The organism is Halopseudomonas sp. T1L2, from assembly GCF_055397385.1.
This window is the reverse complement of record NZ_AP040865.1, coordinates 123,006-148,916: the sequence shown is the minus strand read 5'-3', so window position 1 is coordinate 148,916 and position 25,911 is coordinate 123,006. Positions and strand designations below refer to the sequence as shown.

General features: G+C 56.8%; 29 protein-coding genes and 2 tRNA genes. 7 read left to right on the top strand and 24 right to left on the bottom strand.

Going from position 1 to position 25,911, the window contains the following annotated elements; all coding sequences use genetic code 11:
- Position 1 precedes the first annotated feature (1 nt).
- Positions 2-265, top strand: coding sequence for a hypothetical protein (locus tag ACZ5WQ_RS00765; protein WP_464382911.1), 264 nt, complete (start codon positions 2-4; stop codon positions 263-265).
- 127 nt (positions 266-392) lie between these two features.
- Here ACZ5WQ_RS00765 and ACZ5WQ_RS00760 read toward each other — a convergent pair whose 3' ends face one another.
- Entirely contained in the window at positions 393-788 is a 396-nt protein-coding gene (locus tag ACZ5WQ_RS00760; protein WP_269688717.1) for a very short patch repair endonuclease, read from the bottom strand.
- Positions 789-823: 35 nt separating this feature from the next.
- Positions 824-2,119 (bottom strand): DNA (cytosine-5-)-methyltransferase, encoded by a 1,296-nt coding sequence (gene dcm / locus ACZ5WQ_RS00755; protein ID WP_464382910.1) that lies wholly within the window; start codon positions 2,117-2,119, stop codon positions 824-826.
- 111 nt (positions 2,120-2,230) lie between these two features.
- Between dcm and ACZ5WQ_RS00750 the strand changes: the two genes are divergently transcribed.
- The gene (locus ACZ5WQ_RS00750; protein WP_464382909.1) at positions 2,231-2,533 is read left to right on the top strand and encodes a hypothetical protein; all 303 of its coding nucleotides are present in this window, start codon (positions 2,231-2,233) and stop codon (positions 2,531-2,533) included.
- A gap of 49 nt (positions 2,534-2,582) precedes the next feature.
- On the opposite strand, the gene ACZ5WQ_RS00745 is transcribed toward ACZ5WQ_RS00750, so the two are convergent.
- Genes ACZ5WQ_RS00745 through ACZ5WQ_RS00730 form a run of 4 tightly spaced genes read right to left on the bottom strand, consistent with a single transcriptional unit; the run spans position 2,583 to position 7,286 of the window.
- Complete coding sequence (locus ACZ5WQ_RS00745) at positions 2,583-3,023, bottom strand: EcoRII N-terminal effector-binding domain-containing protein (protein WP_464382908.1); 441 nt, start codon at positions 3,021-3,023, stop codon at positions 2,583-2,585.
- A complete protein-coding gene (locus tag ACZ5WQ_RS00740) occupies positions 3,020-4,840 on the bottom strand; it encodes a DEAD/DEAH box helicase (protein WP_464382907.1) in 1,821 nt (606 codons plus the stop codon). The genes ACZ5WQ_RS00745 and ACZ5WQ_RS00740 overlap by 4 nt, the downstream gene beginning before the upstream one ends.
- On the bottom strand, positions 4,833-5,657 hold the full coding sequence (locus ACZ5WQ_RS00735) for an HNH endonuclease (protein ID WP_464382906.1): 825 nt from the start codon (positions 5,655-5,657) through the stop codon (positions 4,833-4,835). The genes ACZ5WQ_RS00740 and ACZ5WQ_RS00735 overlap by 8 nt, the downstream gene beginning before the upstream one ends.
- 6 nt (positions 5,658-5,663) lie before the next feature.
- Positions 5,664-7,286, bottom strand: a complete 1,623-nt coding sequence (locus ACZ5WQ_RS00730; RefSeq protein ID WP_269687533.1) for an ATP-binding protein — start codon at positions 7,284-7,286, stop codon at positions 5,664-5,666.
- A 401-nt stretch (positions 7,287-7,687) separates the two neighbouring features.
- Here ACZ5WQ_RS00730 and ACZ5WQ_RS00725 point away from each other — a divergent pair, with 401 nt between their 5' ends.
- Complete coding sequence (locus ACZ5WQ_RS00725; RefSeq protein WP_464383676.1) at positions 7,688-7,762, top strand: DUF4113 domain-containing protein; 75 nt, start codon at positions 7,688-7,690, stop codon at positions 7,760-7,762.
- Here ACZ5WQ_RS00725 and ACZ5WQ_RS00720 read toward each other — a convergent pair.
- From ACZ5WQ_RS00720 to ACZ5WQ_RS00710, 3 genes are all read right to left on the bottom strand, one after another.
- Entirely contained in the window at positions 7,759-8,721 is a 963-nt protein-coding gene (locus tag ACZ5WQ_RS00720) for a YagK/YfjJ domain-containing protein (protein ID WP_464382905.1), read from the bottom strand. The genes ACZ5WQ_RS00725 and ACZ5WQ_RS00720 overlap by 4 nt on opposite strands.
- Positions 8,722-9,069: 348 nt before the next feature.
- Complete coding sequence (locus ACZ5WQ_RS00715) at positions 9,070-9,267, bottom strand: AlpA family transcriptional regulator (protein WP_464382904.1); 198 nt, start codon at positions 9,265-9,267, stop codon at positions 9,070-9,072.
- Between the two features lie 47 nt (positions 9,268-9,314).
- Entirely contained in the window at positions 9,315-10,652 is a 1,338-nt protein-coding gene (locus tag ACZ5WQ_RS00710; protein ID WP_464382903.1) for a hypothetical protein, read from the bottom strand.
- 195 nt (positions 10,653-10,847) lie between these two features.
- Between ACZ5WQ_RS00710 and ACZ5WQ_RS00705 the strand changes: the two genes are divergently transcribed.
- Entirely contained in the window at positions 10,848-11,711 is an 864-nt protein-coding gene (locus ACZ5WQ_RS00705) for a hypothetical protein (RefSeq protein ID WP_464382902.1), read from the top strand.
- A 23-nt stretch (positions 11,712-11,734) separates the two neighbouring features.
- Here the strand turns inward: ACZ5WQ_RS00705 and ACZ5WQ_RS00700 are convergent.
- The 5 genes from ACZ5WQ_RS00700 to dapA all read right to left on the bottom strand — a co-directional run bounded on the left by ACZ5WQ_RS00700 (position 11,735) and on the right by dapA (position 15,425).
- Positions 11,735-11,824, bottom strand: a tRNA-Ser gene (locus ACZ5WQ_RS00700).
- 45 nt (positions 11,825-11,869) lie between these two features.
- On the bottom strand, positions 11,870-12,583 hold the full coding sequence (purC, locus tag ACZ5WQ_RS00695) for a phosphoribosylaminoimidazolesuccinocarboxamide synthase (RefSeq protein WP_088275506.1): 714 nt from the start codon (positions 12,581-12,583) through the stop codon (positions 11,870-11,872).
- Between the two features lie 36 nt (positions 12,584-12,619).
- The gene (locus tag ACZ5WQ_RS00690) at positions 12,620-13,381 is read right to left on the bottom strand and encodes an MBL fold metallo-hydrolase (RefSeq protein ID WP_228246379.1); all 762 of its coding nucleotides are present in this window, start codon (positions 13,379-13,381) and stop codon (positions 12,620-12,622) included.
- The gene (gene bamC / locus ACZ5WQ_RS00685; protein WP_464382901.1) at positions 13,359-14,513 is read right to left on the bottom strand and encodes an outer membrane protein assembly factor BamC; all 1,155 of its coding nucleotides are present in this window, start codon (positions 14,511-14,513) and stop codon (positions 13,359-13,361) included. Before bamC ends, ACZ5WQ_RS00690 begins: the two co-directional genes overlap by 23 nt.
- A gap of 36 nt (positions 14,514-14,549) precedes the next feature.
- A complete protein-coding gene (gene dapA, locus ACZ5WQ_RS00680; protein WP_088275512.1) occupies positions 14,550-15,425 on the bottom strand; it encodes a 4-hydroxy-tetrahydrodipicolinate synthase in 876 nt (291 codons plus the stop codon).
- Between the two features lie 230 nt (positions 15,426-15,655).
- Here dapA and ACZ5WQ_RS00675 point away from each other — a divergent pair, with 230 nt between their 5' ends.
- Positions 15,656-16,213: a glycine cleavage system transcriptional repressor gene (locus tag ACZ5WQ_RS00675; RefSeq protein ID WP_088275514.1), complete on the top strand. Its 558-nt coding sequence runs from the start codon at positions 15,656-15,658 to the stop codon at positions 16,211-16,213.
- Between the two features lie 18 nt (positions 16,214-16,231).
- Positions 16,232-16,699 carry a peroxiredoxin gene (locus ACZ5WQ_RS00670; RefSeq protein ID WP_088275516.1) on the top strand — a complete coding sequence of 156 codons (468 nt, stop codon included), beginning with the start codon at positions 16,232-16,234 and terminating at the stop codon, positions 16,697-16,699.
- Positions 16,700-16,722: 23 nt separating this feature from the next.
- On the opposite strand, the gene ACZ5WQ_RS00665 is transcribed toward ACZ5WQ_RS00670, so the two are convergent.
- Together ACZ5WQ_RS00665 and ACZ5WQ_RS00660 are read right to left on the bottom strand one after the other, a co-directional pair.
- A complete protein-coding gene (locus ACZ5WQ_RS00665; RefSeq protein WP_088275518.1) occupies positions 16,723-17,820 on the bottom strand; it encodes an AI-2E family transporter in 1,098 nt (365 codons plus the stop codon).
- Positions 17,821-17,826: 6 nt separating this feature from the next.
- Positions 17,827-18,078 carry a sulfurtransferase TusA family protein gene (locus ACZ5WQ_RS00660; RefSeq protein ID WP_285677958.1) on the bottom strand — a complete coding sequence of 84 codons (252 nt, stop codon included), beginning with the start codon at positions 18,076-18,078 and terminating at the stop codon, positions 17,827-17,829.
- Positions 18,079-18,206: 128 nt separating this feature from the next.
- Between ACZ5WQ_RS00660 and ACZ5WQ_RS00655 the strand changes: the two genes are divergently transcribed.
- Positions 18,207-19,628 carry a M48 family metalloprotease gene (locus ACZ5WQ_RS00655; RefSeq protein ID WP_464383675.1) on the top strand — a complete coding sequence of 474 codons (1,422 nt, stop codon included), beginning with the start codon at positions 18,207-18,209 and terminating at the stop codon, positions 19,626-19,628.
- Between the two features lie 40 nt (positions 19,629-19,668).
- Here the strand turns inward: ACZ5WQ_RS00655 and nadA are convergent, their stop codons facing one another.
- The 8 genes from nadA to tolR all read right to left on the bottom strand — a co-directional run bounded on the left by nadA (position 19,669) and on the right by tolR (position 25,909).
- Complete coding sequence (gene nadA / locus ACZ5WQ_RS00650) at positions 19,669-20,727, bottom strand: quinolinate synthase NadA (protein ID WP_088275524.1); 1,059 nt, start codon at positions 20,725-20,727, stop codon at positions 19,669-19,671.
- Between the two features lie 153 nt (positions 20,728-20,880).
- A tRNA-Lys gene (locus ACZ5WQ_RS00645) sits at positions 20,881-20,956 on the bottom strand.
- A gap of 72 nt (positions 20,957-21,028) precedes the next feature.
- On the bottom strand, positions 21,029-21,724 hold the full coding sequence (gene queC / locus ACZ5WQ_RS00640) for a 7-cyano-7-deazaguanine synthase QueC (protein ID WP_338212913.1): 696 nt from the start codon (positions 21,722-21,724) through the stop codon (positions 21,029-21,031).
- Between the two features lie 78 nt (positions 21,725-21,802).
- Positions 21,803-22,588 carry a tol-pal system protein YbgF gene (gene ybgF / locus ACZ5WQ_RS00635; protein ID WP_233049255.1) on the bottom strand — a complete coding sequence of 262 codons (786 nt, stop codon included), beginning with the start codon at positions 22,586-22,588 and terminating at the stop codon, positions 21,803-21,805.
- Between the two features lie 13 nt (positions 22,589-22,601).
- Entirely contained in the window at positions 22,602-23,102 is a 501-nt protein-coding gene (gene pal / locus ACZ5WQ_RS00630; protein WP_228246385.1) for a peptidoglycan-associated lipoprotein Pal, read from the bottom strand.
- A gap of 43 nt (positions 23,103-23,145) precedes the next feature.
- Positions 23,146-24,447: a Tol-Pal system beta propeller repeat protein TolB gene (gene tolB / locus ACZ5WQ_RS00625; protein ID WP_233049254.1), complete on the bottom strand. Its 1,302-nt coding sequence runs from the start codon at positions 24,445-24,447 to the stop codon at positions 23,146-23,148.
- Positions 24,447-25,472 (bottom strand): cell envelope integrity protein TolA, encoded by a 1,026-nt coding sequence (tolA, locus tag ACZ5WQ_RS00620; RefSeq protein WP_464382900.1) that lies wholly within the window; start codon positions 25,470-25,472, stop codon positions 24,447-24,449. Before tolA ends, tolB begins: the two co-directional genes overlap by 1 nt.
- A complete protein-coding gene (gene tolR, locus ACZ5WQ_RS00615; RefSeq protein ID WP_088275732.1) occupies positions 25,469-25,909 on the bottom strand; it encodes a protein TolR in 441 nt (146 codons plus the stop codon). The genes tolA and tolR overlap by 4 nt, the downstream gene beginning before the upstream one ends.
- Between the last annotated feature and the right edge of the window lie 2 nt (positions 25,910-25,911).

Genomic DNA, 25,911 nt, shown 5'->3' with positions numbered 1-25,911 from the left:
TGTGAAAAATAAACTATTGGCGGTATTGGCGCTGAGCGTACTGGCAGCGGGCTGTTCTAGCCCTGAAGAAAAAATGCGCGGACAGTTCTTGTCAGGCTGCGCGCAAAGCGGCGCGGATCGTAAGTTCTGCAACTGCGTTTTCGAACAGGTCTTGCTGAAATTCGACGTTCCTTACCTGGAACGCATGAACCGTACCGGCGTTGTAAGCGATGAGTTCGTTCAAGCCAACGTGGAAGCGGGTCTGTGGTGTAATCGGATCTACTGAGCAAAAACACCCCAGCGGCCTGCGGGCCTGGCTGGGGGTGTTATTTCTTTTTTGCGCTCCATCGGGAGGTCAGAAAGCCGAGAAATAGACCTACCGAACAAGGCAACAGATTGGCGAAATCCAGTAATCAGATACACGGAGCAGCGATAGCCTTGCGGCGAAGCTCCTGTACGAGATTATCAAGAGTATCCTTGGGCGAGTCCCTCAGAGCGCACTCGTATACGACAATCACTCGCCAACCCATCTCCTCAAGCCTAATGCGATTTTGGCTATCGCGCTGCTTGTTCCCCGCCAGTTTCTCCTCCCAAAACGGTGTACGGCTCTTGGGAAGCCTGAAATAACGACAACCATGCCAATGCCAAAAGCAACCATGAACAAAGATAACGGTGCGCCATCTAGGCATAACGATGTCGGGTTTTCCCGGCAGCTTTGGATCGTGCAATCGAAACCTAATCCCCTTGGAATGCAGATATCGTCGCACCTGCAACTCAGGCCGAGTATTTTTCGAGCGAACCTTGGACATCATCTCGCTCCGCTTCTCAGCGCTGACGCTATCCGTCATGCGATCGCCTGCTCTACCTCAAACAAGTCGGCGATAGCGAAATTCGGATCATGCTGCTTGGCACACTCAACAATGTCCAACACGTGAGGACGCATTAACTGCGCAATAGCTTTTACCTTGGGCACCACCACTGCATTACCAAACTGCTTGTATGCCTGAGTATCCGAAACTGGTATCTCAAAAAGGGGCTCGCCCGGCATATCAAAACCCATCAGCCTCGCACACTCTCGAGGAGTCAAACGACGCGGCCTGTTGCCATGTTGGTATACCAAAACCTCGGAGCCGTCCTTGTAGTAACGTGCCGAAAGCGTTCTAGTTACGTCGTCTTTGCCATTCAGACCAAATCCGAAGCCGTTCCCTGCTGCGCGATGCTTGTCAGCATAGGCTTGAAGGTACTCCCAAAGCCTCTCGGTCAACGTGTACTTGTCAGCGACGAGAGCTTGTTCGCCCTCGGTAAAAGGAGGCTCTGGCTCTTCGTCACCATTTTGCGGATGAAGGATATCTCCAAGGACAGGAGCCTTCTCCGGAAAGACCAGCTCACCAAAATTGAACGGCACATCGTCGCGAAACCCAACGATAAAAATCCGCTCTCGGTGCTGAGGGACCCAATGCCGGGCATCAACAATTCGATAGTGAACGTTGTACCCCAGCTCATCCTGAAGTGTCTCCATTATGGTCTGGAACGTTCTACCCTTGTCATGCCCCCTCAGGTTTTTGACGTTTTCCAAGAGAAATGCAGCAGGACGGTGATGCGCGATGATTCGCGCGACATCAAAGAACAGGGTGCCCTGAGTTTTGTCTTCAAAGCCATGCGCGCGTCCAAGGGAATTCTTTTTGGAAACGCCTGCAATTGAGAATGGCTGGCAGGGGAAGCCTGCAACCAATACATCATGCTCAGGGATGTCCTCGGCCGCAATTTTCGTGATATCACCAGCAACGTCATGATCGCAGTCGAAGTTCGCTTGGTAGGTCATGCGGGCGTATTTATTCCACTCGCTAGTAAACACACACCGTCCACCAACGCCCTCAAAAGCCTTACGCATGCCCCCGATACCAGCGAACAAATCTATAAATCGGAATGCCCCTGGCACCCTGTCCGAGTGCGCGCGACTCGCTCTAGCGATACGCTCGTTGATCACTTTGAGGGCAAGCTTTTCGGCTGGAATCTGCCCCTTCTCCCAACGATAGACAGTGCTTTTCGACTTTCCAGTCAGCTCCATCACGTCCTCGATGCTCATACCAGCCTTTTCGCGCAAAACCGTAAAGCTCGAGAGAGTTTCGTTGATTGCCATACTTCAGCCTTCCCCTGGGAACGTTTTTCGCATTTTGCATATTTTGGCCAATGGGAAGAGACTTGGCAACCTAGTATCATGTTGATCAGATCTCAAATAAGAGGAAAAAAAGTGCCAAAGTCACGTATTCCGGAGCTCAAAGGAACAACAGAGCAAGATGCTCAAGAATGGTTTCTGGCGATGCGAGATGCAGAGCTACTCTTCGACCCAAATGACGACGCCACTGAAATCGTGCATCGTGAGTCGAACGAACCGCTGTTCACACACCTTGAAGCCACAGAAGCAAATGCAATAGTTGACCGCCTGTCTCACTCCTTGGGCGACAAGCTAGACGCCGTCGTCTACCCGATCTATATGGAAGCGTTGGGACACCCCCCATATCCAGAAGACGATGACGACTCAGAGACCTATTGATATCGGCTCAAATCATTTTCGACACATGCTTGGGGAGCATGAAAGGAGATCAGTGGATTCGCCTCCACGCTGACTTGATCTTGATTCGAACCTGTTGATTGCACTCTGGCTCCGCATGAGAGCCCTGAGATGGCACCACCTTGATTGAGTAAGGCGCGTCAGGCGACGCTCTAGAAATCTCAAACACATCCCCTTCACGCGCACCTGCATCTCGAAAATACGCAGTCATGTATGTAATGCGGTACTCATTCCTTGTGCCGCTGGGGTCGTGCAGCTTGTTGTTGTAGTAGACGAATCTGAATTTCCGCAGCACCCCATCCTCGTCAATACATTCAATCCATGCATCTGGATTTTTAACCGAGGGGTCCAAGCTGGGTAAAAAAGACAGAAGCTCCCCCTCCGACTTGGGAATAAGGATCCCTCCCTGATGCCCTCCAGTCGCCCCTACGTCATTTGCACTCAATATCTTGCTGAACGCCTGCTTGATCATTTCTTCTCCGGTGCGATTTCCAGAGCTCGCTTAATATCGTCTGCATCCCTGGATGAAACCGGAATGCTTTCGCTGGCTAGCTCACTCTTCCATGTGGAACGGTCAATCATCACTTCTTCAACAGTGTCCTTGTAATAAAGACGATACACAGTAACGGGCTCAGTCTGTCCCCGTCGATGCGCTCTTGCGCTTGCTTGGGCCTCCAGTGCAGGATTCCATAGGGGCGTGAAATGTATGACCACCGTAGCAGCGGTAATATTCAAACCCGCCCCAGCTGCTTTGGGATTAAGAACCAAGCATCCTGGGCCAGTGTGCGCGGAGAACTCGTCAATGATCGGCTGTCGCGCCTCTTGGGGAGTCGCTCCGTTGATAGCGCCCCAATAGACATTCCTCCCGCCCGAAAACGCCTCTTTTATCAAATCGCCAACTTTGTTGAAAAGCGCAAAAACAATTACCTTCCTGTCGTTCAAAAAAGCCTCTTTCAAGAGCTCAACGACCCTCTCCATTTTGGGCGTAACTAGAGGAAAAGCTGCAGTACGCTCAACAGTTACATCAGAAACATCCTGGTCGTCTGCATGCAAACATCTTAGCCACGGATGAGCGCAGACCAACTGAAGCTGCAACGTAGCAACAAGCGCTCCAGCAACGGGGTACTTTTCAAACGTCTCTTGTCTAACCTGCAGATAATGCTCCACCAGCAACCCATCAAGCTCAAGCGGCAGGTCAATATCTATCCGTTCAGGAAGATCCCCAGCCACATCCACCACACGGCGCTTGAGAATCACTGGGTCAGTGATAGCCCCTACGGCTTGGGCAGAGTCAACCGAATCAGGGTAGGCCTGTTCAAACTCACTTCGGGAACCAAGCAAACCCGGAATTGCAAAATCCATCAGCGACCAAAGATCCAGAAGACTGTTCTCAACTGGAGTGCCAGTCATCGGGATAGAGCGTCGACGAGGAATCGTTTCAATAGCTTTGCGGCGGTTGGAATCAGGGTTCTTGATTGCCTGAGCCTCATCACAAATCACCCATGACCATTCAAGGCAGGAGAAGATTGCGATGTCATTCACCATCGTGTCATAGGTGGCGATGACAACATGGGTTTTCTGAAGCTCGCGATAAATGCCGGCCCGCTCGGAACCACGATGAACTAGAACAGTTAAGCTCGGAGCAAATCGAGTAAATTCTCTCACCCAGTTTGCAATCAAGCTCGTCGGACAGATGATCAGAGCTGGCGCCGACTCCTGCGGGGGTTCCAAAAGTAAAAGAGCGATAATCTGCAGGGTTTTACCCAAGCCCATTTCATCCGCCAGAATCAAACCACCTGTATGGGCAATCGTTTCCCTCATCCAATGCACACCACGCGCTTGATAGGGATAAAGGGTTGCCGTCAAACCGGGAACATCAAGCTCTCCCTCCAACTTTTCCGACAACGCGCGGCCCGCCTGCAAAAAGCTCGCGCTGGGTTCGACAGTCAAATCCAAACCCTTTGCTCTAATAAGCCGAACAGCCTCACTAAAAGACAGACTATCCGGGTCAGATCCGTTCAACGCTGCCTCAAAGACGGACAGAGAGTCTCTGGGCAATGGCCTGATTATGTTTGAATCAAGTACCCAAGCGTGCCGGTTGCTTGGTGCAGCATAAATCTGCTTCACACCCCGAACCAAGCGACACCCTGACAATCGCGCGACAATCTCCCGGCCGACCTTATCAATCACTACGACAGGATCGACAACGCGCTCTGAAAGGAGCAGACCATCGGGCAAGCTCTTGCGCAAATCATCGAAGGCTTCGGGAAGAGCAGAAAGGTCAATCACTTTGCTTACCCATCAAGCTCTCAATTTCATGGATACTGAACGGAAAAGGACGCCTCGTATGAACAGCACGGTGACAATTAGGACAAAGGGGAACCAAGTCAGTCCGCGGGTCATATGGTCGCGGCTCGGTGAGCACTGAGACTGGCTCTAAGTGGTGTACCTCTATGATCGAGCCAGCCTCACCATATAGCTTTAACGGCTCAAGACCACAGGCTAAACACTTTTCTCCGTGGATGCGTATTGCAAGCAGCCTGTTGCGGGGATTTCGCTCTCGCTTAAGAACCACAGATTGCAGTATTGCCCCCTCGAAGGCGGGCTCTTCATGCTCTGGGGCTTCATCAACAAGATCGTAACCAATTAGCTCAGCCATGGCGGCCATCATAGGGACGATCACCTCATGACAGGTTGCAACGACAGCCGCATCCTCCAGTGAAAGCTCAATATCTCTCACTTTCGCTGTCATCTGAAACGCACCATTAGTCACAGACCAGGAAGCAAGCGACTGCCCACTCACGTCAACCTCTATATCCGGCCGGATAGAGGCTACCAAGGCCCTAGCAAGCTGAATATCTTCGGATGAAGCATTACGTATTTGCTCGATCACCTGCCCCGAAAAACTCCCAAACGAGAGTGTGACGACATGACCTCTCAAACCGTAGGGCCGCAACTCGGCAACCGGCCCATGCTTTTCATCAAGATCTCCGAACCATATCCTTAGACCGGACCGAAGACCGCTATGATCGACTGAAGCACCAATCGCAGCACCGGTACCCAGCTCAAGCTCCCTCAGGATAAGATCCTTCTTACCTGCAATCATGTCAGCTTATTCGTCTCCCGCCATCTCTTCCGGGTCAGGATCCGGAACATTCCGAAGGAGCTTATGAAGATTTCTGGAAATTTCACTCCGGATATCCTCGAAAATAGGCTCCATTTCCTCATTGGTGTTGTTCTGCTCCGCAACAGCGAATGCCCACAACAACAAATCCATCCCCTCGACCGCGAACCCATTGGCCGCAGCTCGCTTGTAGATTTTCTGGTAGAAATCGTGATGCTTGTTCAACAGCACTGCCGGTACATGCCCGCTATCACCCGAGCTCCTGAACGCAGGCTGCCAGAGCTCACCAGAAGTGATGTCATCTACAGCCTCGACGTACACCGTGTCTGGGCTAACGTTGCTTTGAACTGCAAGCTTCAGCGTGATTTTTGGCCCCAAGTTGTTCGATACAACAACTGACTGCTTGGTTGGGTCAACAGAATCCACCTGAGGCTTACTAGCGTTGCCAGTCTCCGCAATGTTTTTGTTGGCGCTGGTATGGTCGATTTTGTGGGAGTTCGCCGCTTCTCGGTTCTGCCGGCGGTATCTGTTACCGGCCTCGCGATACACAGGCTGAAGGAGCTCACGCAAACCGTCTTCCAAATCTGGATGGAAAAGAATCCGCGACTTCTTTACGTCTATCCGGAAAGCGTCATCAAGCTCATGACCGAAATCAAATTCGATCCTTAACAATGACGTGTGAGGCTCAGGAGCACCAAACACCTCCATCCACGTACCGTCCTGAATCAGGCGCCCCTCACGATAGACATAGAAACCCTGCGCCCGGTTTGAGATACGAGCATATGTACGCTCCTCATCTTTGGACATGTCGTTACGATGGGGCAAGATCCAAGCCTTTATGCTGGCCGTTTGTTCTGTACCATCGGGCAGCTCAACGACTAGAGTTTGCTTACTGGGGTGAAGTACTTGTTCAGATCGTTGGGGGTAGAAAGGATTCCACGGTTCAACGAGCATCTGGTTGATATAGATTTCGATATCACGTTCGCGGTCATCGTTCTTATCGAGAAAACGGTGATAAACGAGAGAGATATGTTTACTCAAGGCATCCGCCAGCCTGTTGATCGCGGCCTTCTCTTTCGCGCCACCCGGCTCGTAATCCTTGGTTAGGATCCTGTCACACTTTTCCCAGATCACGAGAGTCCCGCGGTCGCCGCAAAGCTCTTCAAATGCCTCTTGCTCGTCCAGCGTAACTGGCTCTCTGAGCATCTCCCACTGCTTTTTGTCAGCTACATGCTCCAAGTCCCAAGTCAGTTTTGCCAATTCCTCATCAGGACTCTTTCTTGAAATCACGGTGTACTTCAGGCACACCGAGCTGGAGGCTGTCTTGAGCCCCAGCCCAAACTTGCCAAGACTTTCAGGGTTATCGCGCTCTGGTGCACCATACCTCATGGCACGATGAACGCCGCCCGCGTCCATCCCTTCACCATTGTCGCCGAAGTAAACGAGCTTTCGGCCATCTTCACGCAAAACGATCTCAACATTGATCTGATCTGCCTGAGCCGCGATTGAGTTGTCGATAATGTCAGCGGCTGCTGTTTTAACGTTGTAGCCAGTGTCGCGAAGACCAAAAATGAGTCGTGGCGCATCTGGCTCATTAATCAAGTCATGCATTCAGCAATCCTTATCTATCAGGGGTCTGGCGAGACCGACCCGCTCCATCGGTAATGGCCCCACTGGCGCAGAGCACTTAGTATTAGCGGCCGAAAGCCCCTCCTGCAGTCTTAGCGCAGGCAATAAACCGATCATATTCTAGACTGCCACAGTGAACCAACCCTTGATGTGGCACCATAGAAGACTGCCATCAGACCCAAGAGGGGGTAGCCAGCTTACTCCAGATCTATCATTCAGCATTGCAAATCCGGCAGGAGATGCATCGTCGGCTGCCTATAAGCGGTAGTCACAAGTGACGAAAATGGTTGACACTCGACTTGGTCGTCAGCCGCGGCGCAGTCCAATTCAGGTCGCCCACACCGACGAAGAAAACATTACGTCCTACCAAGTCAGAATGGCAAATGCAACGCCAGCTCCTGAGCCCTGCATTCACCACCAGGCTTGATCAACTATGGACGGTACGGGCTGGCAACTAGCGGATACACCCCGTCCTGTAGGTCCTGACACCTGCCGGCCTGATCCGCAGGTGCTGTCCCTTGTCCTTGACTAGGTAGGTCATCAGGCTCGCTACAGCATGGCGTCCATCCACGTCGCTACGCTGAAACATGCCAGTGCCTCTGCCCTCATCCTTGCCACCCTGTTTCATCCACTCAGCACCACTGTCGTGCCAATGCCCGCCACCATGAGTGATCTCTCCCCACAGTTCACCGATTAGCTCAGCAATGCGGAAATGACGCCTGACGCATGAGCCGTTGAAGAAGAACGCGACATGCAGATGAAAGCCCTGATCCTCGCCCTGCTCTACCCGGATGATGAAAGCCACAAGATGCTCAAAGATGGGATTGGTCCTGCGCGCTCTGACCAGCTTGTTCATGTCATCGAACACCTGCTCGACAGTGAGCCGCTGTCTGGCTGACTTCTTGTAGTAGAGGTTCAGCCTCAGCACGAGCGTCTTGGAATACCGCTCCATCGCTCTCTGAGCGAACTCACTGGTGTCTTCAGCCTGGCGTTTGGCTTGATACCGACGGTCTCTGGCTCTGCGCTGATACCACTCCTGCTTACTCAGCTCACGAATGCGCTCGATGAGCAGGTTCATGGTCTCAGGTTCTGACAGAAAGCCACCGTTAGACTCAGGATCAGGACAGATATAGGAACGATCGACACACTCCAGTCGAATGTCATGGCAAGCATCGTAGAACAGCTCCAGGTTCTCGCTGTAGTCGTAATCCACACGACCATCGAACAGAGCCAGCATCTGACTGAGGTAGTCCAGATCCGCCCCTAGCATCGTCTTGCGGTATGGCCTGTCTGGACGTGATTGTGGGATGTAGGCCGATTCACCTCTGCGTAGAGCATCGTCTACGAGCTGATCGATCTTGAAGCTGACTTCTGCTTGGGAGATTGCAGGTGTGTAGTCGTTGAATGGGTGATGCATGGTATGTCTCCTCGGTTAGGTACATACCACTGGTCACTTGTGTATTTTTTAACCTGATCCCTCTGTAGTAGCGAGTTGATCTCTTGGGTGTCTCTGTCCTGTATAGGGTGCTGTATTGGTATCGGATTGATTAGTATTAGCAATTAAATAGTCAGAATCTATAGAGTATATAAATATATCCCGATTCAAGCTGCCGGCTGATGCCCTGCGTGACAAGGACTTCCGGGAGAAACATCACGGCGAGGATTGGCAAAAGACGCTGGACGAGTACAGACAGGTTAGCTGATGTGAAGGTGAGACCATCAAAACGGCATAGGAGCACCACGACCTTGCGCCGTGGTACTCCGGTTAGGTCAGGTCATACTTCTGATTTCGTGCTTCGATTCGCTGAGATATCCACTCACCCACTTCTGCCTCGATCCAGCCGCAGCTTCGCGGCCCTAGTTCGATTGCCCTCGGAAATTGCTTCTTGGTCATGAGGCGGTAGATAGTCGCGCGCGACAACCCTGTCACAGCCAGGACCGTCGGAAGTCTGATGATTTTCATGATGCACCCTCTGAATGGCTCAGAGGATGGGCGCGCTAGGTAATTTATTACGTTTTGTAGCCAGTCACTCGCTTGGAGGGCGGGGACAACAAGCCGGCGCGGAGCCGTATCTCACAGTCAAATTCTTGCTCTTGAGCTAAGGGGAGTACATCACATTCGCCCTTTTTGTATGCACTAACCATCGTACAGTCTGTACACCCACCTGGTGCCTTGCTCAACAATACCGTGATCACTTCATTGAAGACGTTTTTCTTGACAGGCAGGAAGCACAGGCTCAATCCCTTGAAGGACGCAGTTTCCAGCAGCATCAAGCGGTCACGCGAATCGTTCGCTATCTTAATAATGACGCCTGAAAAATGGGCAAGAACCCCGAGCCATTCGACACTATCCCGAACATCCCCAGTACTGGGCACATGCTGAAGCTCAGACTTGAGAAGCCCGCTCAGATATGAAGTGGTCTCCACATCATGGGTAACCACTTCGAACCCACTTGACATCAGCAATTGGGCCGCGCCCCGATAAAAAATCTCGCGCAAGGCAGACATCGCACTGGGCCCTGCCCTGACCAAATAGCGAAGAACACCCTCAGGCGTAGCGTAGTTTTTAAAAGCCAGCTCAGGGCGCTTCAGGAGCGCGTGGGAGCGTTTACGCACACGCCTGACATCCTGTTCCAGCAAATCAAACGGACCTCGTGGCGGATCACCTGGCCAGAAAGAAATAAAGACCGCGTTATGCGCAATCCCCGCGTAGCCGGGATGATTCAGGTTCAGGTAGTAGCTGCTGGATCGCTTTGAGGTCTGGAAAATGGAACTGCTACATCCCGGCAACACGCAACGAATGAGTCCAAGAGCCACTAGACGCTGGATGCGGTGCTTTAGGCTATTAGCATCAAACCCCGTAAGGGCCTGGAGATCTTTGCTATCAAGACCAGACACATAACCAAACTCGTCGGCATGAGCCAGCAAGACGCCGAGAAGAACTCGATTGAGGAAACTCAACCGACCCTTTGGAGTGATCGGGGACACCCTCTTGTCGGAATCTGGCGACGATGCTCGCTCCCTTTGGGCAGGCAAGCCAGTCACCTCGACCAGAAACTCGGCTCCTGAAAACAACACCATCCGACGCTCAACGTGATTCCCGAGCGGGATCGAGCCTGATTGCAAATCAGCTAGCACCTGCGGCGATAACCTGTGCACTGAGCTAATGCCTTTTCCTTCCGGCAGTCTGACCTTCAAAACCTCCACAAGGTCGTGAACGACCAACTCACGCACCCCTGACCGAACATCACGCGCCTGCATTCGCAGACGCTTCGTGAGCCCCTGGATCGTGAGCTGGTCGTCAGCTAGCGGCTGTCCCTGCTCACTCAGAGCAAAGAACTCGAACATGAATATGGCCTTCGGTGAAAGGCTCGGCGAAATAGATTTTCTCATCAGTTCAGTATTGAAGGTTGGGCGCGCACTGGCAAGTAGCTGATTTTTACATACTGTATAATTCCACACTCTGTGACAGTAACATAACGCGTAACGAACTTATGTTTAAATAAAGACTGTCAACTAATTCGCCGTGGGGAGAGACCAGTAATGGGAGAAATACCAACCAAACTTGACTGGCTGCACAGTCAAGAGACCGAGCTGAAGTGGGTGCTTCAATACATCGAAAAGACAGCATCAACAGAGCTGCGCAGAAGGTTCGAACACGAGCAAACTGATCGAGAACGCAACAGGTACCAAAACATCATTGCCGGCATTCACGCCATGGAAAGCACACGGGCAGGGCCGGCATATATCAGCCGCCTGAGGAACGCTCTCAGGCAGCGCAAGTACCGCACTGCCAGCAACGGCCGGAAAGCCTATACGTTCGCCCTATCCACCGAACTGGGAAGACGCCTGGATCAGCTCGCAAAAGGAGCTGGGTGGCGAAAGGGGGAGGTCGTTGAAGATATGATGGGTGAGCACGCTCGCCTTCAAGCTGAGCATCGGAGGACCATCGCCCTGCTCGGCCAACGCCACAAAACTGATCTCGCTAATGCCGAAACAATCAGTCTCACCTGGCAAGAGCGCTACAAAGAAGCGATGAAACAGATTGAGCAGCTTGCCTACGAGGTAGCGAGACTTAGCCTACGCCAGAAATCATCGCCACCTAGTGACGTGGAAACGGAAGATGCCCTGGTTAGCAAGGCAGCAAAGAAAATCGTCAAGAAGGCAAAGCGAGCGATCGAAGAGGAGACGAAACTACTGGCATTCAGTTCGGGCATTGCGCCCGCGACTTTCGACCCATCCGAGCCACTCGATGACTTGCCTCAGCCTGACGAGCAGGAGCAGGAGCAGGAGCAGGAGCAGGAGCAGGAGCAGGAGCAGGAGCAGGAGCAGGAGCAGGAGCAGGAGCAGCCAGAGTATGGGCCAGAGTATGGGCCAGAAGACCCTGAAAACGACAAAGCCCCGTAAAACGGGGCCTTGAAGCACAACAATGGCGGAGAGTCAGGGATTCGAACCCTGGGTACGGTTGCCCGTACAACGGATTTCGAATCCGTCCCATTCGACCACTCTGGCAACTCTCCAAGTCGGCGCGCATCTTACCAGCATTCGCGGTCAGGACGGAAGCCTTACGGCAGCGGTACGCCCAGGCGATGGGCAACTTCTTCGTAGGCTTCGATCACGCCGCCAAGGCCCTGGCGGAAGCGATCCTTGTCCATCTTCTTGCGGGTTTCCTTGTCCCACAGGCGACAGCCGTCCGGGCTGAACTCATCGCCCAGGACGATTTCACCCTTGAACAGGCCGAATTCCAGTTTGAAGTCGACCAGAAGCAGGCCGGCAGCGTCAAACAAGCCCTTGAGGATGTCGTTGATCTTCAGGGTCAGTTCCTGCATGCGCGCCAACTGTTCGGCGGTCGCCCAGCCGAAGGTGACAACGTGCGACTGGTTGATGAAAGGATCGCCCTTGGCGTCGTCTTTCAGGAACAGTTCGAAGGTCGGCGGCGTCAGCGCCATGCCCTCTTCCACACCCAGGCGCTTCACCAGGCTGCCGGCGGCGAAGTTACGCACGACGCACTCGACCGGGATCATGTCGAGCTTCTTGACCAGGCACTCGTTGTCAGACAGCAGTGCGTCAAACTGGGTCGGAATACCCGCTTCTTCCAGCTTCTGCATGATGAACGCGTTGAAGCGGTTGTTGACCATGCCCTTGCGATCGAGCTGTTCGATCTTCTTCCCATCAAAGGCGGAGGTGTCGTTGCGGAACAACAGGACCAGGCGATCCGGGTCATCGGTGGTGTACACCGACTTGGCTTTACCACGATAGAGTTCGTTACGTTTTTCCATTATCGGCTCCCGCTGTCCGCAACATGGTGATGGGTGTTACTCGATGGTCTGCCAGGGCAGCCCTTGATTCTGATGTGCCATAAGCAGGTTGCCGGACCAACCGGTCAGGGCTTCCTGCATGGCGGCCAGAGCGAGCTCGGGCCGATTGTTCTTTTCGCTGATATGGGCCACGGCAATATGCTGCAATCGCTCGCGGCCGCCGGCAATGCGCACAAAGCCGGCCGCCTGCTGATTGCTCAGGTGGCCCAGATCACCGCCTACACGCGCTTTCAGGAAGGCCGGATAGGGGCCGACCGACAGCATGTGCGGATCATAGTTGGCTTCGAGAAAAAGCGCATCCAGATCGGCGTAATGTTCAACGATCCAGGGGGTGATGGTGCCAGTATCGGTCAGCACGCCGAAGCGCCGCCGGCCGTCGTCGAAGATGTACTGACAGGGTTCACGCGCATCGTGGGGCACGGCCACCGGGGTAATCTCCAGATCGCCAATCTCGAAGCGCCCGTGCAGATCGACCCAGCGCAGATCCAGGCCCTCTTCGCGCAGCTCAAAGCCGGTACCCGGGGTAAGGTATACCGGCAAGCCATAGCGGCGTGCCAGCTTGCCGACGCCCTGAATATGATCGCTGTGCTCGTGGGTGACAACAATGGCGCTCAGTTGGTCGCCCCTCAGACCGGCCTCGGCCAGGCGCTGCTCGGTGGCGCGCAGGCTGAAACCGCAATCCACCAGCACCCGAGTGGCACCCTGTTCAATCAGGGTGCCGTTACCACGACTGCCACTACCGAGGGAGCAATAGCGCACCGCCGTTGGACCCCTCGTTCAAGCCGCGCTGAATACGCTCCAGCAGGTCACGCGCGCGTGCCGAATCTGCCGCTTTTTCAATGCCGGCATCGACACTGACTTCAATCCGGTTGGAGGATGGAGTCAGGCGCACCTGCAGCTGATTCTCGTCAGCTACCTGTTGCTCGGCTTCATCGTCACCACCAAACCAGCGGGCGAAGAAGCCCGGCTCTTCCTTCTCGGAGCGGGTCCGATCCAGGTCGACATAGTAGACACCGGAGCTGCGATTGTAGTCGGTCACAAGGACATCGGCGCGAGCCAGAGCCTCGCCAACGTCAGCCCAGGCGCGGTTAAAATCGGCGCTGATGTACAGGACGCTGTTGCCCGCGCCGTCCTGCTCGAGGCTGTTCTCAACCGGACCACTGTTGATGATGCTCGAGACCAGAGCACTGCCGCCAGCGCTCACGCTCTGGTTGAGATAGGTTTCCAGCTCGGCCAGCAGACCACGCTCGAAGTTGGGGTTATCGGAACGCGCCGGCCACTGGCTGTCACTGTCGCCAATATCCCGGTTCTGGTGGATCACCTTGATCTCGCTGGTGCCGGCGTTGACGCCCGGCTCCAGGCGAACACGGAAGCGTTGCTCCTCACCTTCGACACGACGGCCTTCCTCAAGCAGCGGCATCAGGCGGCGCACCAACGGATTACCGGCAGCCTCGCCGAAGTTGACCCACTCGGTGGAGAACTCGCTGAGCGCAGCGTCCTGCTCGGCCATGGGCACCCTGTAATCGGACCAGAAGCGTGCCAGCAGCGGCCAGACTTCGTTGGCCGGCAGCTGAGCCACCAGCCAGCGTGAGCTGCCCTGCTGCTGCAATGCAAACACCGAGCTGTCTGCGCTGGCCGACATCGGGCGTGGGCGCGGCGTTTCAAAACCGTCCTCTCCGGCCGGTGCAGCCGTCACCTGGCCCGGCACCGGCAGCAGATCGCCAATGGAGCGCGTTTGCAGATCTGCCGGGATAGTCATCCGCGGTGCGACCTCGGCCTGCTGATAGTCACTGCCACGATCACGGAAAAATCCGTTATCGCCCATCAGATACCCACAGCCACTCAGGCTGGCCAATACCCCCAGAGTCAGTGCACTCAGCACAGGCTTCATAAACGTTTCCTTGGTCAACAGGTCTTCCCGGTTAGATTACAGCATCCCGCATTGGCGCAGAGCGCCGTGCACGGCGTCATGGCAGCGAGCACTGAGCGGCGTCAGAGGCAAACGAATGCCATCGGCGATCAGGCCCATTTCCATCAACGCCCACTTGACCGGAATCGGATTGGATTCGATAAACAGTGCCTTGTGCAACGGCATCAAGGCTTCATTGAGACGACGGGCAGTCTGCTCGTCGCCGCGCAGGGCAGCAGCGCATAATTCATGCATCTGTTGCGGTGCGACGTTGGCAGTAACCGAAATGTTGCCCTTGCCGCCCATCAGAATGAGCTCTACGGCAGTTGCGTCGTCGCCCGAGTAGACCGCCATACGACCATCGACCCGCTCAATCACCTCACGGGCGCGCTGCAGGTCACCGGTCGCTTCCTTGATGCCCACGATATTACTGATGGCAGACAGGCGCTCGACGGTTTCCGGCAACATGTCACAGGCCGTTCGGCTGGGCACATTGTAGAGAATCTGCGGGATAGCCACGGTTTCGGCGATATGCTTGTGATGCAGGTACAGGCCTTCCTGGGTCGGCTTGTTGTAGTAGGGCGTCACCAGCAATGCGGCATCAGCGCCCACACTGCGTGCGGCTTCGGTCAGCTCGACGGCTTCGCGCGTAGAGTTGGCACCGGTACCGGCGATCACGGGAATGCGGCCGGCCACCTGCTGTACCACCCGACGAATGGCTTCCTTGTGCTCGGCCATATCGAGGGTTGCAGACTCGCCGGAGGTACCGACTGCAACGATGCCATCGGTGCCCTTCTCCAGGTGGAAGTCGATGAGACGCTCCAGTGCCTGCCAATCGAGGCCCCCGCCGGAATCCATGGGTGTTACCAGCGCCACCAGACTACCCGAGATCATGCAACTCTCCACTTGAAACAATAAACGGCAATGGTACTTTCGCGCTGCGGCCAGTACAAGGGAAGCGCTGATTAAATACGCAGGCTTGCGACGGATCGACAGCCCTCTGGACACAGGGCATCAACCCAATCGGCGGCGGCAGTTGAACCGCTCCCGACAGGCTGTGACAATAGGCCCTTGCTTTGCGCCCGCCAGACGGGCGATGCCCTTTTTTCAGCCCGAGGAACCCAATGTCCAGCACCCCGAGTCACCGCGAGCAATATCTGGTCGTTCATGTCATGGGCCAGGAAACCACATCGCTTGCCAGCCTGCTGACTCGCCTGTGCACCGAGCACCGCTGCCAGATCGTCAGCAGCCGGATGAGTCGCCATGGCTCCTGCGCCGTTCTGCTGCTTCAGCTCAGCGGCAATTGGGATGCGCTGGCACGCCTGGAGTCGCTGCTACCGGCGCTGGCCAAGCGTGAGCACTTCCAGTTGTCCATGAGCCGCAGCCACAGCATCGACGAGCGCCCCCAGGCACTGCCGTACAACGTATTTGTGACGGCGGCCCAGCGGCCCGAACTGGTCGGTGAACTTTGCCGTTTCTTTCAGCACCTGAACATCGACATCGAGGAGCTGCACAGCTTCACCTATCTTGCCCAGCACACCGGCACCGCGATGCTGAACCTGACGCTGACCATCGCCATTCCGGTGCAGACCCAGCTAAGCTGGCTGCGGGAGCAGTTTCTGGACTTCTGTGACGAACTCAACCTGGATGCCGTGATCGAACCCTGGCGTCCGCTTCACTGACTAGCTGACGAGGTTTTCATGCACGTTGAACTGAACAAGCCCGTACCGGATTTCAGCGCCCAGGCCACTGGCGAGCAGACCGTGACACCGGCAAGCCTGGCCGGCAAGAACGTTGTGATCTATTTCTACCCCAAGGACAACACCCCCGGCTGCACCACCGAGGGCCAGGACTTTCGTGACGCCCATGCCGAGTTTGCAGCGGCCAACACCGTCATTTACGGGGTATCCAAGGACAGCCTGCGCACCCATGCCAACTTCAAGGCCAAGCATGAGTTCCCATTCGAGCTGATCAGCGACCCGGACGAGGCGCTATGCCGCCTGTTCGACGTAATCAAGCTGAAGAAGCTGTACGGCAAGGAATACGAGGGAATCGAGCGCAGCACCTTCCTGATCGACGCCAAGGGCGTGTTGCGTCAGGAATGGCGCAAGGTGAAGGTACCCGGCCACGTGGCCGAGGTGCTGGCCGCCGTCCGCACCCTCGGCTGATCGCCAGGTACTCGTTCGCTGCCTCAGGCCTGCTCGGTCCGAGGCAGCTCTTCTGACTTGATGTCATGGGCGGCTTCAATGCCGCGTGGCCAGGCGTAGAGCACGGCCTTGAACAGGGTTGCCAGCGGGATCGCAAAGAATACCCCCCAGAACCCCCACAAACCGCCGAAGATCAGCACAGCAGCGATAATTGCCACCGGATGCAGGTTGACCGCTTCGGAGAACAGAATGGGCACCAGTACGTTGCCGTCCAGTGCCTGAATCACGCCGTAAACGATCATCAGCATCATGAACTCGTTACCGAGCCCCCACTGGAACAGACCAATCACGGCAACCGGGATGGTTACAACCGTAGCGCCGATATACGGCACCAGCACCGACAGGCCCACCAGCACCGCCAGCAACGCCGCGTAGTTGACGCCGAGGATCGCAAACGAGATATAGGTCACAGCCCCGACGATCAGAATCTCGACTGCCTTGCCGCGAATGTAGTTGGCAATCTGCTGATTCATCTCGGTCCAGACGACGCGCATCAGGCGGCGCTCGCGCGGCAGATGACTCACGGCCCAATCGGTTATGGTCTGGCTGTCCTTGAGGAAGAAGAACACCAGGATAGGTACCAGCACCAGATAAACCAGCACCGTAACGATGACCGGCAGGCTCGCCAGTGACTGCGACAGCGCCCACTGACCAAACGAGCCCACCTCGCCATTGATCGAGGCCATCAGGCGCTCAATCTGCGCGGCGGAAATGAACGACGGATACTCCTCGGGCAGATGCAGAAGCTGATCACGCCACGAGGCGATCATTCCCGGCAGCTCGTTGAACAGATTCAGCATCTGCTTCCAGACCAGTGGCACCAGCACGCCGAACAGCGCCGCCAACGCACCGAGAAACAGCAGAAACACAATCCAGACTGCCAGGCCGTGCGGCAGCCAGCGCTGCAGCCGCGATACCAGCCCCTGCAGCAGATAGGCGAGCACCACACCGGTCAGCAACGGCGCCAGCTTGTCACCGAAACTGATAACAATGGCAAACCCCAGCGCCAGCACAACCGCCAGCACGACCGCCTCTTCGTCGGAGAAATAGCGCTGAACCCAGCCTCGAAAAACTTTTAGCATCGGAACCTAATCTGCTTTACGCAACCAATAGTGAAATTCGCCGTCCAATACCCGGGACTCAAGCAATGCATGTCCGGACAGCTCCGCGAAGCGTTGAATATCCCGCTGAGACCCCGCATCAGTGGCAACCACATGCAGCGTCTGGCCTGCTACCATGCCGTTCAACGATTGCTTTGCCTTGAGCAAGGGCAGCGGACAAGACAGACCGCGGGCGTCCAGCTCGACGTCGATGGGTAGACGGGTGTTTTCAACAGACATGCAGGGACTCCACAGCGAGTGGGCCACAGTATAGCCTTGACGGCTCTCACTCCGACAACTGCCAGCACGGGTACGCACCAAAAATGATGCAAAAAAGGATGTCCAGCCGACCGCTCGTCCGGGCCATGATGCTTGCAGTGTCAATGACGCTGCCCGGCATTGCCCTGCCCGCCGGCGACGAGTTCAACCTGCCGTCGCTTGGCGACACCAGTTCGTCCATCATGTCCCGCCAGCAGGAATACCAGCTCGGCCGGACCTGGCTGACCATGCTCAGGGGCGCAGTTCCGACGCTGGATGATCCGCAACTGAAAAGCTTTGTCGAAGATCTGACCCGTGGTCTGGCGGAAACCAGCCAACTGAGCGACCGCCGCCTGGCCTTTGTACTGATTGACAGTCCGCAACTGAACGCCTTTGCCGCGCCCGGCGGTGTGGTTGGCGTCAACGGCGGCCTGTTCCTGCATGCCCGCAGCGAAGCCGAGTTTGCCTCGGTTCTGGCCCACGAACTGGCCCACCTGTCACAGCGCCACTTCGCCCGCGGCCTCGAGCAGCAACAGCGCATGCAAGTGCCCTTCATGACCGCCATGCTCGCCAGCATTGTGCTGGCCGCCGCCGGCGGCGGGGACGCTGGTTTTGCCGCTCTGGCGACCACCCAGGCCGCCGCCATCCAGGAACAGCGCCGCTTCTCGCGCCAGAATGAACAGGAAGCCGACCGCATCGGCATTCTCAATCTGGAAAAGGCAGGCTACGACCCCAGAGCAATGCCGGACATGTTCGAGCGTCTCGCCCAGCTCAGCCGCTACGACACCACACCGCCCGAGTTCCTGCTGACCCACCCGGTCAGCCAGTCGCGCATGGCCGATACCCGCAACCGCGCCGAACAGATGGCGGGCAGCGGCCGTACGGATTCACTCAACTTCCAGATGATGCGTACCCGGGTTCAGCTGAAGTACGAGCAAAGCCCGGGGCTCTCTGCCAAGCGCTTCCGCGCCCTGCTGGACGATAACGGCGGCGAGCATGCAGCGGCGCGCTATGGCCTGGCGCTGGCACTCAGCCGCGGCGGCGAGCACGGCGAAGCCACAAGCACCCTCGCCCCGCTGCTCGAAGCGACACCGGATGACCTGACGATCAACCTCGCCCAGATCGAGATCGACACCAATGCGGGCCGACTGGCGCAGGCACTGGAGCGCAACCGTCGGTTGCAGCAACGTTATCCTGACAACTTCCCGCTGGCCTTTTCCGAAGCCGACCTGCTGATGAAACAGCAGCAGTATGCCGCGGCCGAACGCGCGATCAATAGACTCGCCAATCAGCGCGAGAGCGATCCGGACGTATGGTACCTGGCGGCAGAAATACGCGGCCTGGCCGGCAATATCCTGGGCGTGCATCTGGCCCGCGCCGAGTACTTCAAGCAGACCGGCGACCTGCAGCAGGCCGGCCAGCAACTTGACCTGGCGTTGCAACGAGCGGGGGGCAACTTTGTTGTCAGCTCACGCATCAAGGAGCAGCAGAACGAGCTACAGCGTCAGCGTGAGCTGATCGAATCACTTTAGGAGAAGGCAACGCCCGCCGCATAATGCGGCGGGCGAGCAGTCAGGCATTACCCTTGGCGGCCAGACTGGCCTGGCGGGTAAAGTCGAGCATACGATCCAGCGGGCGCACCGCACGCGGAATCAGCTCGGGATCAACCAGAATCTCATCAGTACCCTGCTCCAGGCTGGCGAGCACCCGCGGCAGAGTGTTCATCGCCATCCACGGACAGTGCGCGCAGCTGCGACAGGTTGCGCCGTTGCCCGCCGTTGGCGCTTCAATCAACAGCCTGTCCGGCGCAGCCTGCTGCATCTTGTAGAAGATGCCGCGATCGGTCGCAACGATAAAGGTCGGATTGGGCAGATCACGCGTCGCCTGAATCAACTGACTGGTCGAACCAACCACATCGGCCATCTCGACAACCGATTGCGGAGATTCCGGGTGCACCAGCACGGCTGCGTCGGGATAGACCTTGCGCAGATCCTCCAGCGCCTTGGCCTTGAACTCCTCGTGAACGATACAGGAGCCCTGCCACAGCAGCATGTCTGCACCGGTTTCACGCTGAATGTAGTTACCCAAGTGCTGATCGGGTGCCCAAAGGATCTTTTCACCCTTGTCCATCAGGTGCTCGACGATCGGCAGCGCACAGCTGGACGTCACTACCCAGTCAGCACGCGCCTTTACCGCAGCCGACGTATTGGCATAGACCACCACGGTGCGGTCCGGATGCTGATCACAGAACGCGGAAAACTCGTCTATCTGACATCCCAGATCGAGCGAGCAGGTCGCCTCCAGCGTCGGCATCAGAACGCGCTTTTCCGGGCTCAGAATCTTGGCCGTCTCACCCATGAAACGAACACCGGCAACAATCAGCGTGGTAGCCGGGTGATCACGACCAAACCGGGCCATTTCAAGCGAGTCGGAGACGCAGCCACCGGTCTCCTCGGCCAACTCCTGCAACAGGGGGTCGGTGTAGTAGTGGGCAACCAGAACGGCGTTCTGTGCCTTCAGCGCTGCTGCAATACGGGCCTTGTAGTCTGCCTTCTCTGCATCGCTAAGCGGAGCAGGCGCCTTGGCATCCAGGTGGGCCTGAACGAGCAGACGCTCGGGAATCTGGGACATGGTTTGTATCCATCAGGAGAACAACGGAGGGCGGCATTGTAGCACGGCTGCCGAAACTGCCCAGCGGCGCCGAATCGCACGAAGGCGAACGCCTGGGCCGGAGCCAGGGTAGAAAATACAATAAGGGGATCACATCTAGGGAAGGATCCAGAGTGGTGGGTCGTGTAGGATTCGAACCTACGACCAATTGGTTAAAAGCCAACTGCTCTACCAACTGAGCTAACGACCCCTGCTGGACGCGCGCTATATTACTGATTTATCAGAGGAACTCAAGACTTTTTTCGCATCCAGTGAAAAAAGATCAGCTGTAGCGAGTCGGGTCGGCCAGGCCGGCTGCCCTGAACCCTTCCGCCCTCAGCCGGCAACTGTCGCAGCGCCCGCACGCCCTGCCCTGATCATCGGCCTGATAGCAAGACACCGTCTTACTGTAATCCACTCCGAGGGCCGCGCCAGCCTGCACGATCTCTGCCTTGCTCATGTGCTGCAAAGGTGCACGAATATGAAAGCCTTTACCCTCAACGCCTGCACGGGTGGCCAGATTGGCAAGCCGTTCGAACGCCTCGATAAACTCCGGCCGGCAATCGGGATAGCCCGAGTAATCGACTGCGTTGACGCCGATAAAAATCTCCCGCGCACCCAATACCTCGGCCCAGCCCAGCGCAAGCGACAGAAACAGCGTGTTGCGTGCCGGCACGTAGGTCACCGGAATACCGTCCTGCGGCCCTTCGGGCACCGCGATGCGATCATCGGTCAGCGCTGAACCGCCTATACCACCTAGATTCATGCCAATGACCTTGTGCTCGACCACACCAGCGGCACACGCCACCCGCTCGGCCGCCTGCAACTCGGCGCGGTGACGCTGACCATAATCAAAACTCATGGTGTAGCAGCGCAGACCCTGCGCCTGGGCCATCGCCAGCACAGTCGCCGAATCCAGGCCGCCGGACAACAGCACAACAGCGGCAGGCGCTTCTGACGCAGGATTGGCATTACTCATGAAACCTCCGGGCAGAAATGCAAAAGCGCCCACAGGGCGCTTTTGCACAGACATATCGACGGGCCAGCGACCGCATCATCAGTTGAGCGTATTCAGCTCACGACCGGCCAACTGGGCCGCCGACGAATCGGGGTACTTGCTGATGACCTGCTGAAACAGATCACGCGCCTTGTCGTTATTGCCAAGCCGACGCTCGACGTCGCCCAGCTTGTACATCGCATCCGACTCCTTGCGGTGATTCGGATAGCGGCTGATCACCTGGGCAAACGCCTTGCCGGCGGACTCCAGGTCAGACTGAACCAGATAGACCTCACCCAACCAGTACTGTGCATTGCCTGCATACTGACTGTTCGGATAACGCCTGAGGAAAGCATTGAAGGCCTGTGCAGCCTTATCAAAATCCCGCGCCTTGACCAGGTCAAACGACGCGTCATACAGCAGTTTTTCCTGCTCGGGATCAGCCGGAGCGGCGCTCGCCGCTGGCGCTTCGGCAGGCGGTGCTGCAACATCACTGTCAGCCGACGCACTGCCACTGGCGGCGGGAGCCGGAGCGGAGGTCATGCCGGACAGACGGCGATCAAGATCCTGGTAACGATCAAGCTGGTCCTGCTCCATCTGCTTGATCTTGTAATTCTGCTCTTCGAGCATGCCCCGCAGCAGAGTGACTTCCTGCTGGAGCTGATACAGCTGTTGAAACAGCTGGCCTTCACTTGAAAGGCCAGCCGGCGCCTGTTGGGTCACAGAGGAACCCCCGTAACTGGCAGACGACGCGTTGCTCGAACTACCTTCCATTACCGGGACCTGGGCAACTGCCGCCAGCGGCGACAGTGCCAAGGCCATTACGATGCCTCTATAACCCTTCATAAGACCTCTTTTATTACTTGCGCAGCTCTACACGACGGTTCTGAGCCATGGCTTCTTCAGTAGAACCCATCGCTGCAGGCTTTTCTTCGCCGTAGGATACCAGTTCCAGCTGAGCCGGAGACACGCCCTGCAGAACCAGGTAACGCTGTACGGAAGCCGCACGACGCTCGCCCAGAGCCATGTTGTACTCGCGAGTACCGCGCTCGTCAGTGTGGCCTTCCAGAACAACGCGGTTGCCAGCAGCTTTCAGGTCCTTGGCGTGAACGTCCAGAGCGCGCATGGCTTCCGGCTTCAGCTCGGAGCTGTCGTACTCGAAGTAGAAAGTGGTGATGGCGCGCAGAGCAGCTTCTTCGCTGTTCATGCCGTTGTCCATACCAGCGCCGTTGCTGCCTGCACCGTAGCCAGCGTTCGGATCAACTGCGCCAGAGGTGTCACCACCCTTGGAGGAACAGCCAACAACAACGCCGAAAGCAACAACCAGAGCAGCAGCTTTGCCAAACTTGATAACTTGCATCATGAACTCCTATTAACCCCATATGGTTTAGTGTTGGTGCGCCCTATGGCAGGTATGGGGACCATGATGGTACGCGCAGGTCGTTGAACTGAGTCGGTATCACCGACCGTGCACGCCCGTTTGTTGATACCAGCATGAGTACACCCCGCCCCTGTTGACGGGTAGCATAAATTAACATAACGCCGTTGGGTGAGACCGTCGGGGACTCATCCAGTGACGTTTCTGTTAAAACTCTCAGGTTGCCGCGCTCAAGATCCTGCGTGGCAATCTGAAAATTACGGTAGCCCTCCTGACGGTGCACCATCACCATGGTGCGGCCATCCACGGACAGCTTGGCGTTGGCGTTGTAGTTGCCAACGAAGGTCAAACGCTCGGTATTACCCGAACTCAAATTCTGCTTGTAAATCTGCGGGCGCCCGCCGCGATCGGAGGTAAACACCAGCGTATCGTTACCCATCCAGGTCGGCTCGGTATCGATCGCGAAGTGGTTGGTCACCCGACGCAGCTGCTTGCTCGCCAGATCCATCACATAGATTTCCGGATTGCCGTCACGCGACAGCACGAAAGCCAGACGCGAGCCATCCGGCGACCAGGACGGCGCCCCGTTCAAGCCTTCAAAGCTGCTGATCCGTTCACGACGACCGGTACGAATATAGTGGATATAAATCTCCGGGCGACGCGACTCGAACGATACATAGGCAATCCGTTCACCGTCGGGCGAATAGCTCGGGCTCAGAATCGGTTCGCGCGATTGCAACAGGGTCACCGCACGCGCGCCATCGTAATCGCTGCGCTGCAGGGTGTAACGGGTGTTGTCGACCGAGAATCGCTCGGCCGCCACGTACAGCACCTTGGTATTGAAGGCGCCCTGAATACCGGTCAGCTCCTTGAACACCTCATCACTGAGATGGTGAGCGATATCCCGCAGCTGCGTGCGAGTACCACTGATCGAACGCGTCAGCACGACCTGCTCACGCACCACATTGTACAAACTGTAGGTCAGCGAAAACGCATCTGCCCCTGTGGCAGACACCTGCCCCACCACCACGTAGTCAGCCCCGATCATGCGCCAGTCGCGGGCATTGATTTCGCTGTCGCGGGTTGGATAGCTGAGCATGTTGCCGCGCGGAATCGGCGCAAACATACCCGAGTTGCGCAAATCGTTGGCGGTAATGTCCGCCATATCTTCCGGCAGCGGCGCGCTGCCCTGCCAGCCAAACGGCACCACGGCAATCGGCGTGGCCTTGTCGGTACCACGGGTAATCTCGATGGCGCCCTGGGCCAGCAGAAGCTGGGTAAAACACAGGGCGACCAGGCCTACCAGTACGTGCGTCAGTCTCTTCATCAGAATGCCAGATCCTCTGGTTTGAAGCGCAGCGTACGCTGTCGATACATGCGATCGAACGCTGCGGGATTTTCACGTGACAGTGTCTGCATTTCCGGGATGCGTCCCACATTTCTGACCGCCTGTACGGCGGACTGATCAAAACCGGCGTCCCCACTGGAACGCGTGACCACCACATCGGTGATCTGCCCTGTCGGCAGCATACTCAGCTGCACCTCAACAACCATGCCATTACGCGCGGTCGGCGGGCGGCGCCACTGCTGGCTGACATAGCGACGAATAACATCGTCGTAGCTGGCCGCAACCTGATCACCACTGCGATCAGCCTGGGCCATCTGGTACTGCGTATCTTCTGCCAGCAACTCGCTCAGGGCGCGGGCCTTGGCCTCTTCCTGGGCACGGCGCTCATTGGCCTGACGCTCCTGCTCGCGACGACGCTGCTCCGCTGCCTCCGCTGCCTTGCGCTCGGCTTCGGCTTCAGCCTTGCGACGAGCCTCTTCCTGCGCCTTGCGCCTTGCCTCTTCTTCGGCGCGCTTGCGCTCCGCCTCGGCACGCCGGGCTGCTTCAGCTTCTGCGGCCTTTTTCGCCTCTTCAACCTTGCGTCGCTCGGCGGCAGCAGCCGCCTCGGCCGCCTTGCGATCGGCCTCTGCCTGCGCCTGACGTTCCGCCGCTGCAGCGGCTGCCTGGGCTTGCTCCCTGGCCTTTTCGGCCGCGGCAGCGCGGGCAGCTTCGGCCGCTTGCTGCTGCTGACGCTGGGCTTCCATAGCCTCTTCTTCATGACGCGGCGCAGCTGTCTTCTGCGCCTCGCCGGCAATCTTCTGGTCAGTCTGCGTCACAGCCGGACTCATTGAATCCAGCTGCACCAGCGTGGCTTGCACAATCGGCTTGGCCGGCTCGAACTCAGGCGCACTGCTGAATGAAGCGAACAGCAGAATCGCCACCGCCAAATGCAGCCCTGCGGCCTTCAAAAACGGCGTCGAGTAGCGCTCGGACGCCGTAGGCCGATGTTGATATCGCGTGCTCACGGCGCCTCGGTAATCAGACCCACGTTGGGGACGCCTGCCTGCTGCAAGGCCCCCATGGCGGTCACAACCACGCCATAGTTGGCGTTCTTGTCACCCCGAATGTAGACCAGCGTGTCCGGTTTGGCGGTCATGATCTTGGTGACACCTTCGGTCATTTCGGCCAGCGATACGACGCTGTCGGAATGATTCTCGGTATCCACGCTCTCGCCCAGGTTCCAGTAGTAGGTACCATCAGCCAGTACCGACAGGGTCAACACCTGCTGATTGCTGTCAGACGGCAGAACCTCACTGGATACCTGCGGCAGATCGACCTTTACACCCTGGTTGAGCATCGGCGCGGTCACCATAAAGATGACCAGCAGCACCAGCATCACGTCGATGTACGGCACCACGTTCATTTCCGCGACGGGTTTGCGCTTCTGTCGCCGCCCCTGCATGT

Coding starts and splice junctions, on each gene's coding strand:
- ACZ5WQ_RS00705 (WP_464382902.1), top strand. CDS start 10,848: ATGGGAGAAATACCAACCAAACTTGACTGGCTGCACAGTCAAGAGACC.
- ACZ5WQ_RS00655 (WP_464383675.1), top strand. CDS start 18,207: ATGCTTGCAGTGTCAATGACGCTGCCCGGCATTGCCCTGCCCGCCGGC.
- ybgF (WP_233049255.1), bottom strand. CDS start 22,588: ATGAAGGGTTATAGAGGCATCGTAATGGCCTTGGCACTGTCGCCGCTG.
- dcm (WP_464382910.1), bottom strand. CDS start 2,119: ATGGCAATCAACGAAACTCTCTCGAGCTTTACGGTTTTGCGCGAAAAG.
- nadA (WP_088275524.1), bottom strand. CDS start 20,727: ATGTCCCAGATTCCCGAGCGTCTGCTCGTTCAGGCCCACCTGGATGCC.
- tolB (WP_233049254.1), bottom strand. CDS start 24,447: ATGAAGAGACTGACGCACGTACTGGTAGGCCTGGTCGCCCTGTGTTTT.
- ACZ5WQ_RS00760 (WP_269688717.1), bottom strand. CDS start 788: ATGTCCAAGGTTCGCTCGAAAAATACTCGGCCTGAGTTGCAGGTGCGA.
- dapA (WP_088275512.1), bottom strand. CDS start 15,425: ATGATCTCGGGTAGTCTGGTGGCGCTGGTAACACCCATGGATTCCGGC.
- ACZ5WQ_RS00670 (WP_088275516.1), top strand. CDS start 16,232: ATGCACGTTGAACTGAACAAGCCCGTACCGGATTTCAGCGCCCAGGCC.
- ACZ5WQ_RS00715 (WP_464382904.1), bottom strand. CDS start 9,267: ATGAAAATCATCAGACTTCCGACGGTCCTGGCTGTGACAGGGTTGTCG.
- ACZ5WQ_RS00675 (WP_088275514.1), top strand. CDS start 15,656: ATGTCCAGCACCCCGAGTCACCGCGAGCAATATCTGGTCGTTCATGTC.
- ACZ5WQ_RS00720 (WP_464382905.1), bottom strand. CDS start 8,721: ATGCATCACCCATTCAACGACTACACACCTGCAATCTCCCAAGCAGAA.
- ACZ5WQ_RS00660 (WP_285677958.1), bottom strand. CDS start 18,078: ATGTCTGTTGAAAACACCCGTCTACCCATCGACGTCGAGCTGGACGCC.
- pal (WP_228246385.1), bottom strand. CDS start 23,102: ATGCAAGTTATCAAGTTTGGCAAAGCTGCTGCTCTGGTTGTTGCTTTC.
- ACZ5WQ_RS00730 (WP_269687533.1), bottom strand. CDS start 7,286: ATGCATGACTTGATTAATGAGCCAGATGCGCCACGACTCATTTTTGGT.
- ACZ5WQ_RS00710 (WP_464382903.1), bottom strand. CDS start 10,652: ATGTTCGAGTTCTTTGCTCTGAGTGAGCAGGGACAGCCGCTAGCTGAC.
- bamC (WP_464382901.1), bottom strand. CDS start 14,513: ATGAAGCCTGTGCTGAGTGCACTGACTCTGGGGGTATTGGCCAGCCTG.
- purC (WP_088275506.1), bottom strand. CDS start 12,583: ATGGAAAAACGTAACGAACTCTATCGTGGTAAAGCCAAGTCGGTGTAC.
- ACZ5WQ_RS00735 (WP_464382906.1), bottom strand. CDS start 5,657: ATGATTGCAGGTAAGAAGGATCTTATCCTGAGGGAGCTTGAGCTGGGT.
- ACZ5WQ_RS00665 (WP_088275518.1), bottom strand. CDS start 17,820: ATGCTAAAAGTTTTTCGAGGCTGGGTTCAGCGCTATTTCTCCGACGAA.
- tolR (WP_088275732.1), bottom strand. CDS start 25,909: ATGCAGGGGCGGCGACAGAAGCGCAAACCCGTCGCGGAAATGAACGTG.
- queC (WP_338212913.1), bottom strand. CDS start 21,724: ATGAGTAATGCCAATCCTGCGTCAGAAGCGCCTGCCGCTGTTGTGCTG.
- ACZ5WQ_RS00745 (WP_464382908.1), bottom strand. CDS start 3,023: ATGATCAAGCAGGCGTTCAGCAAGATATTGAGTGCAAATGACGTAGGG.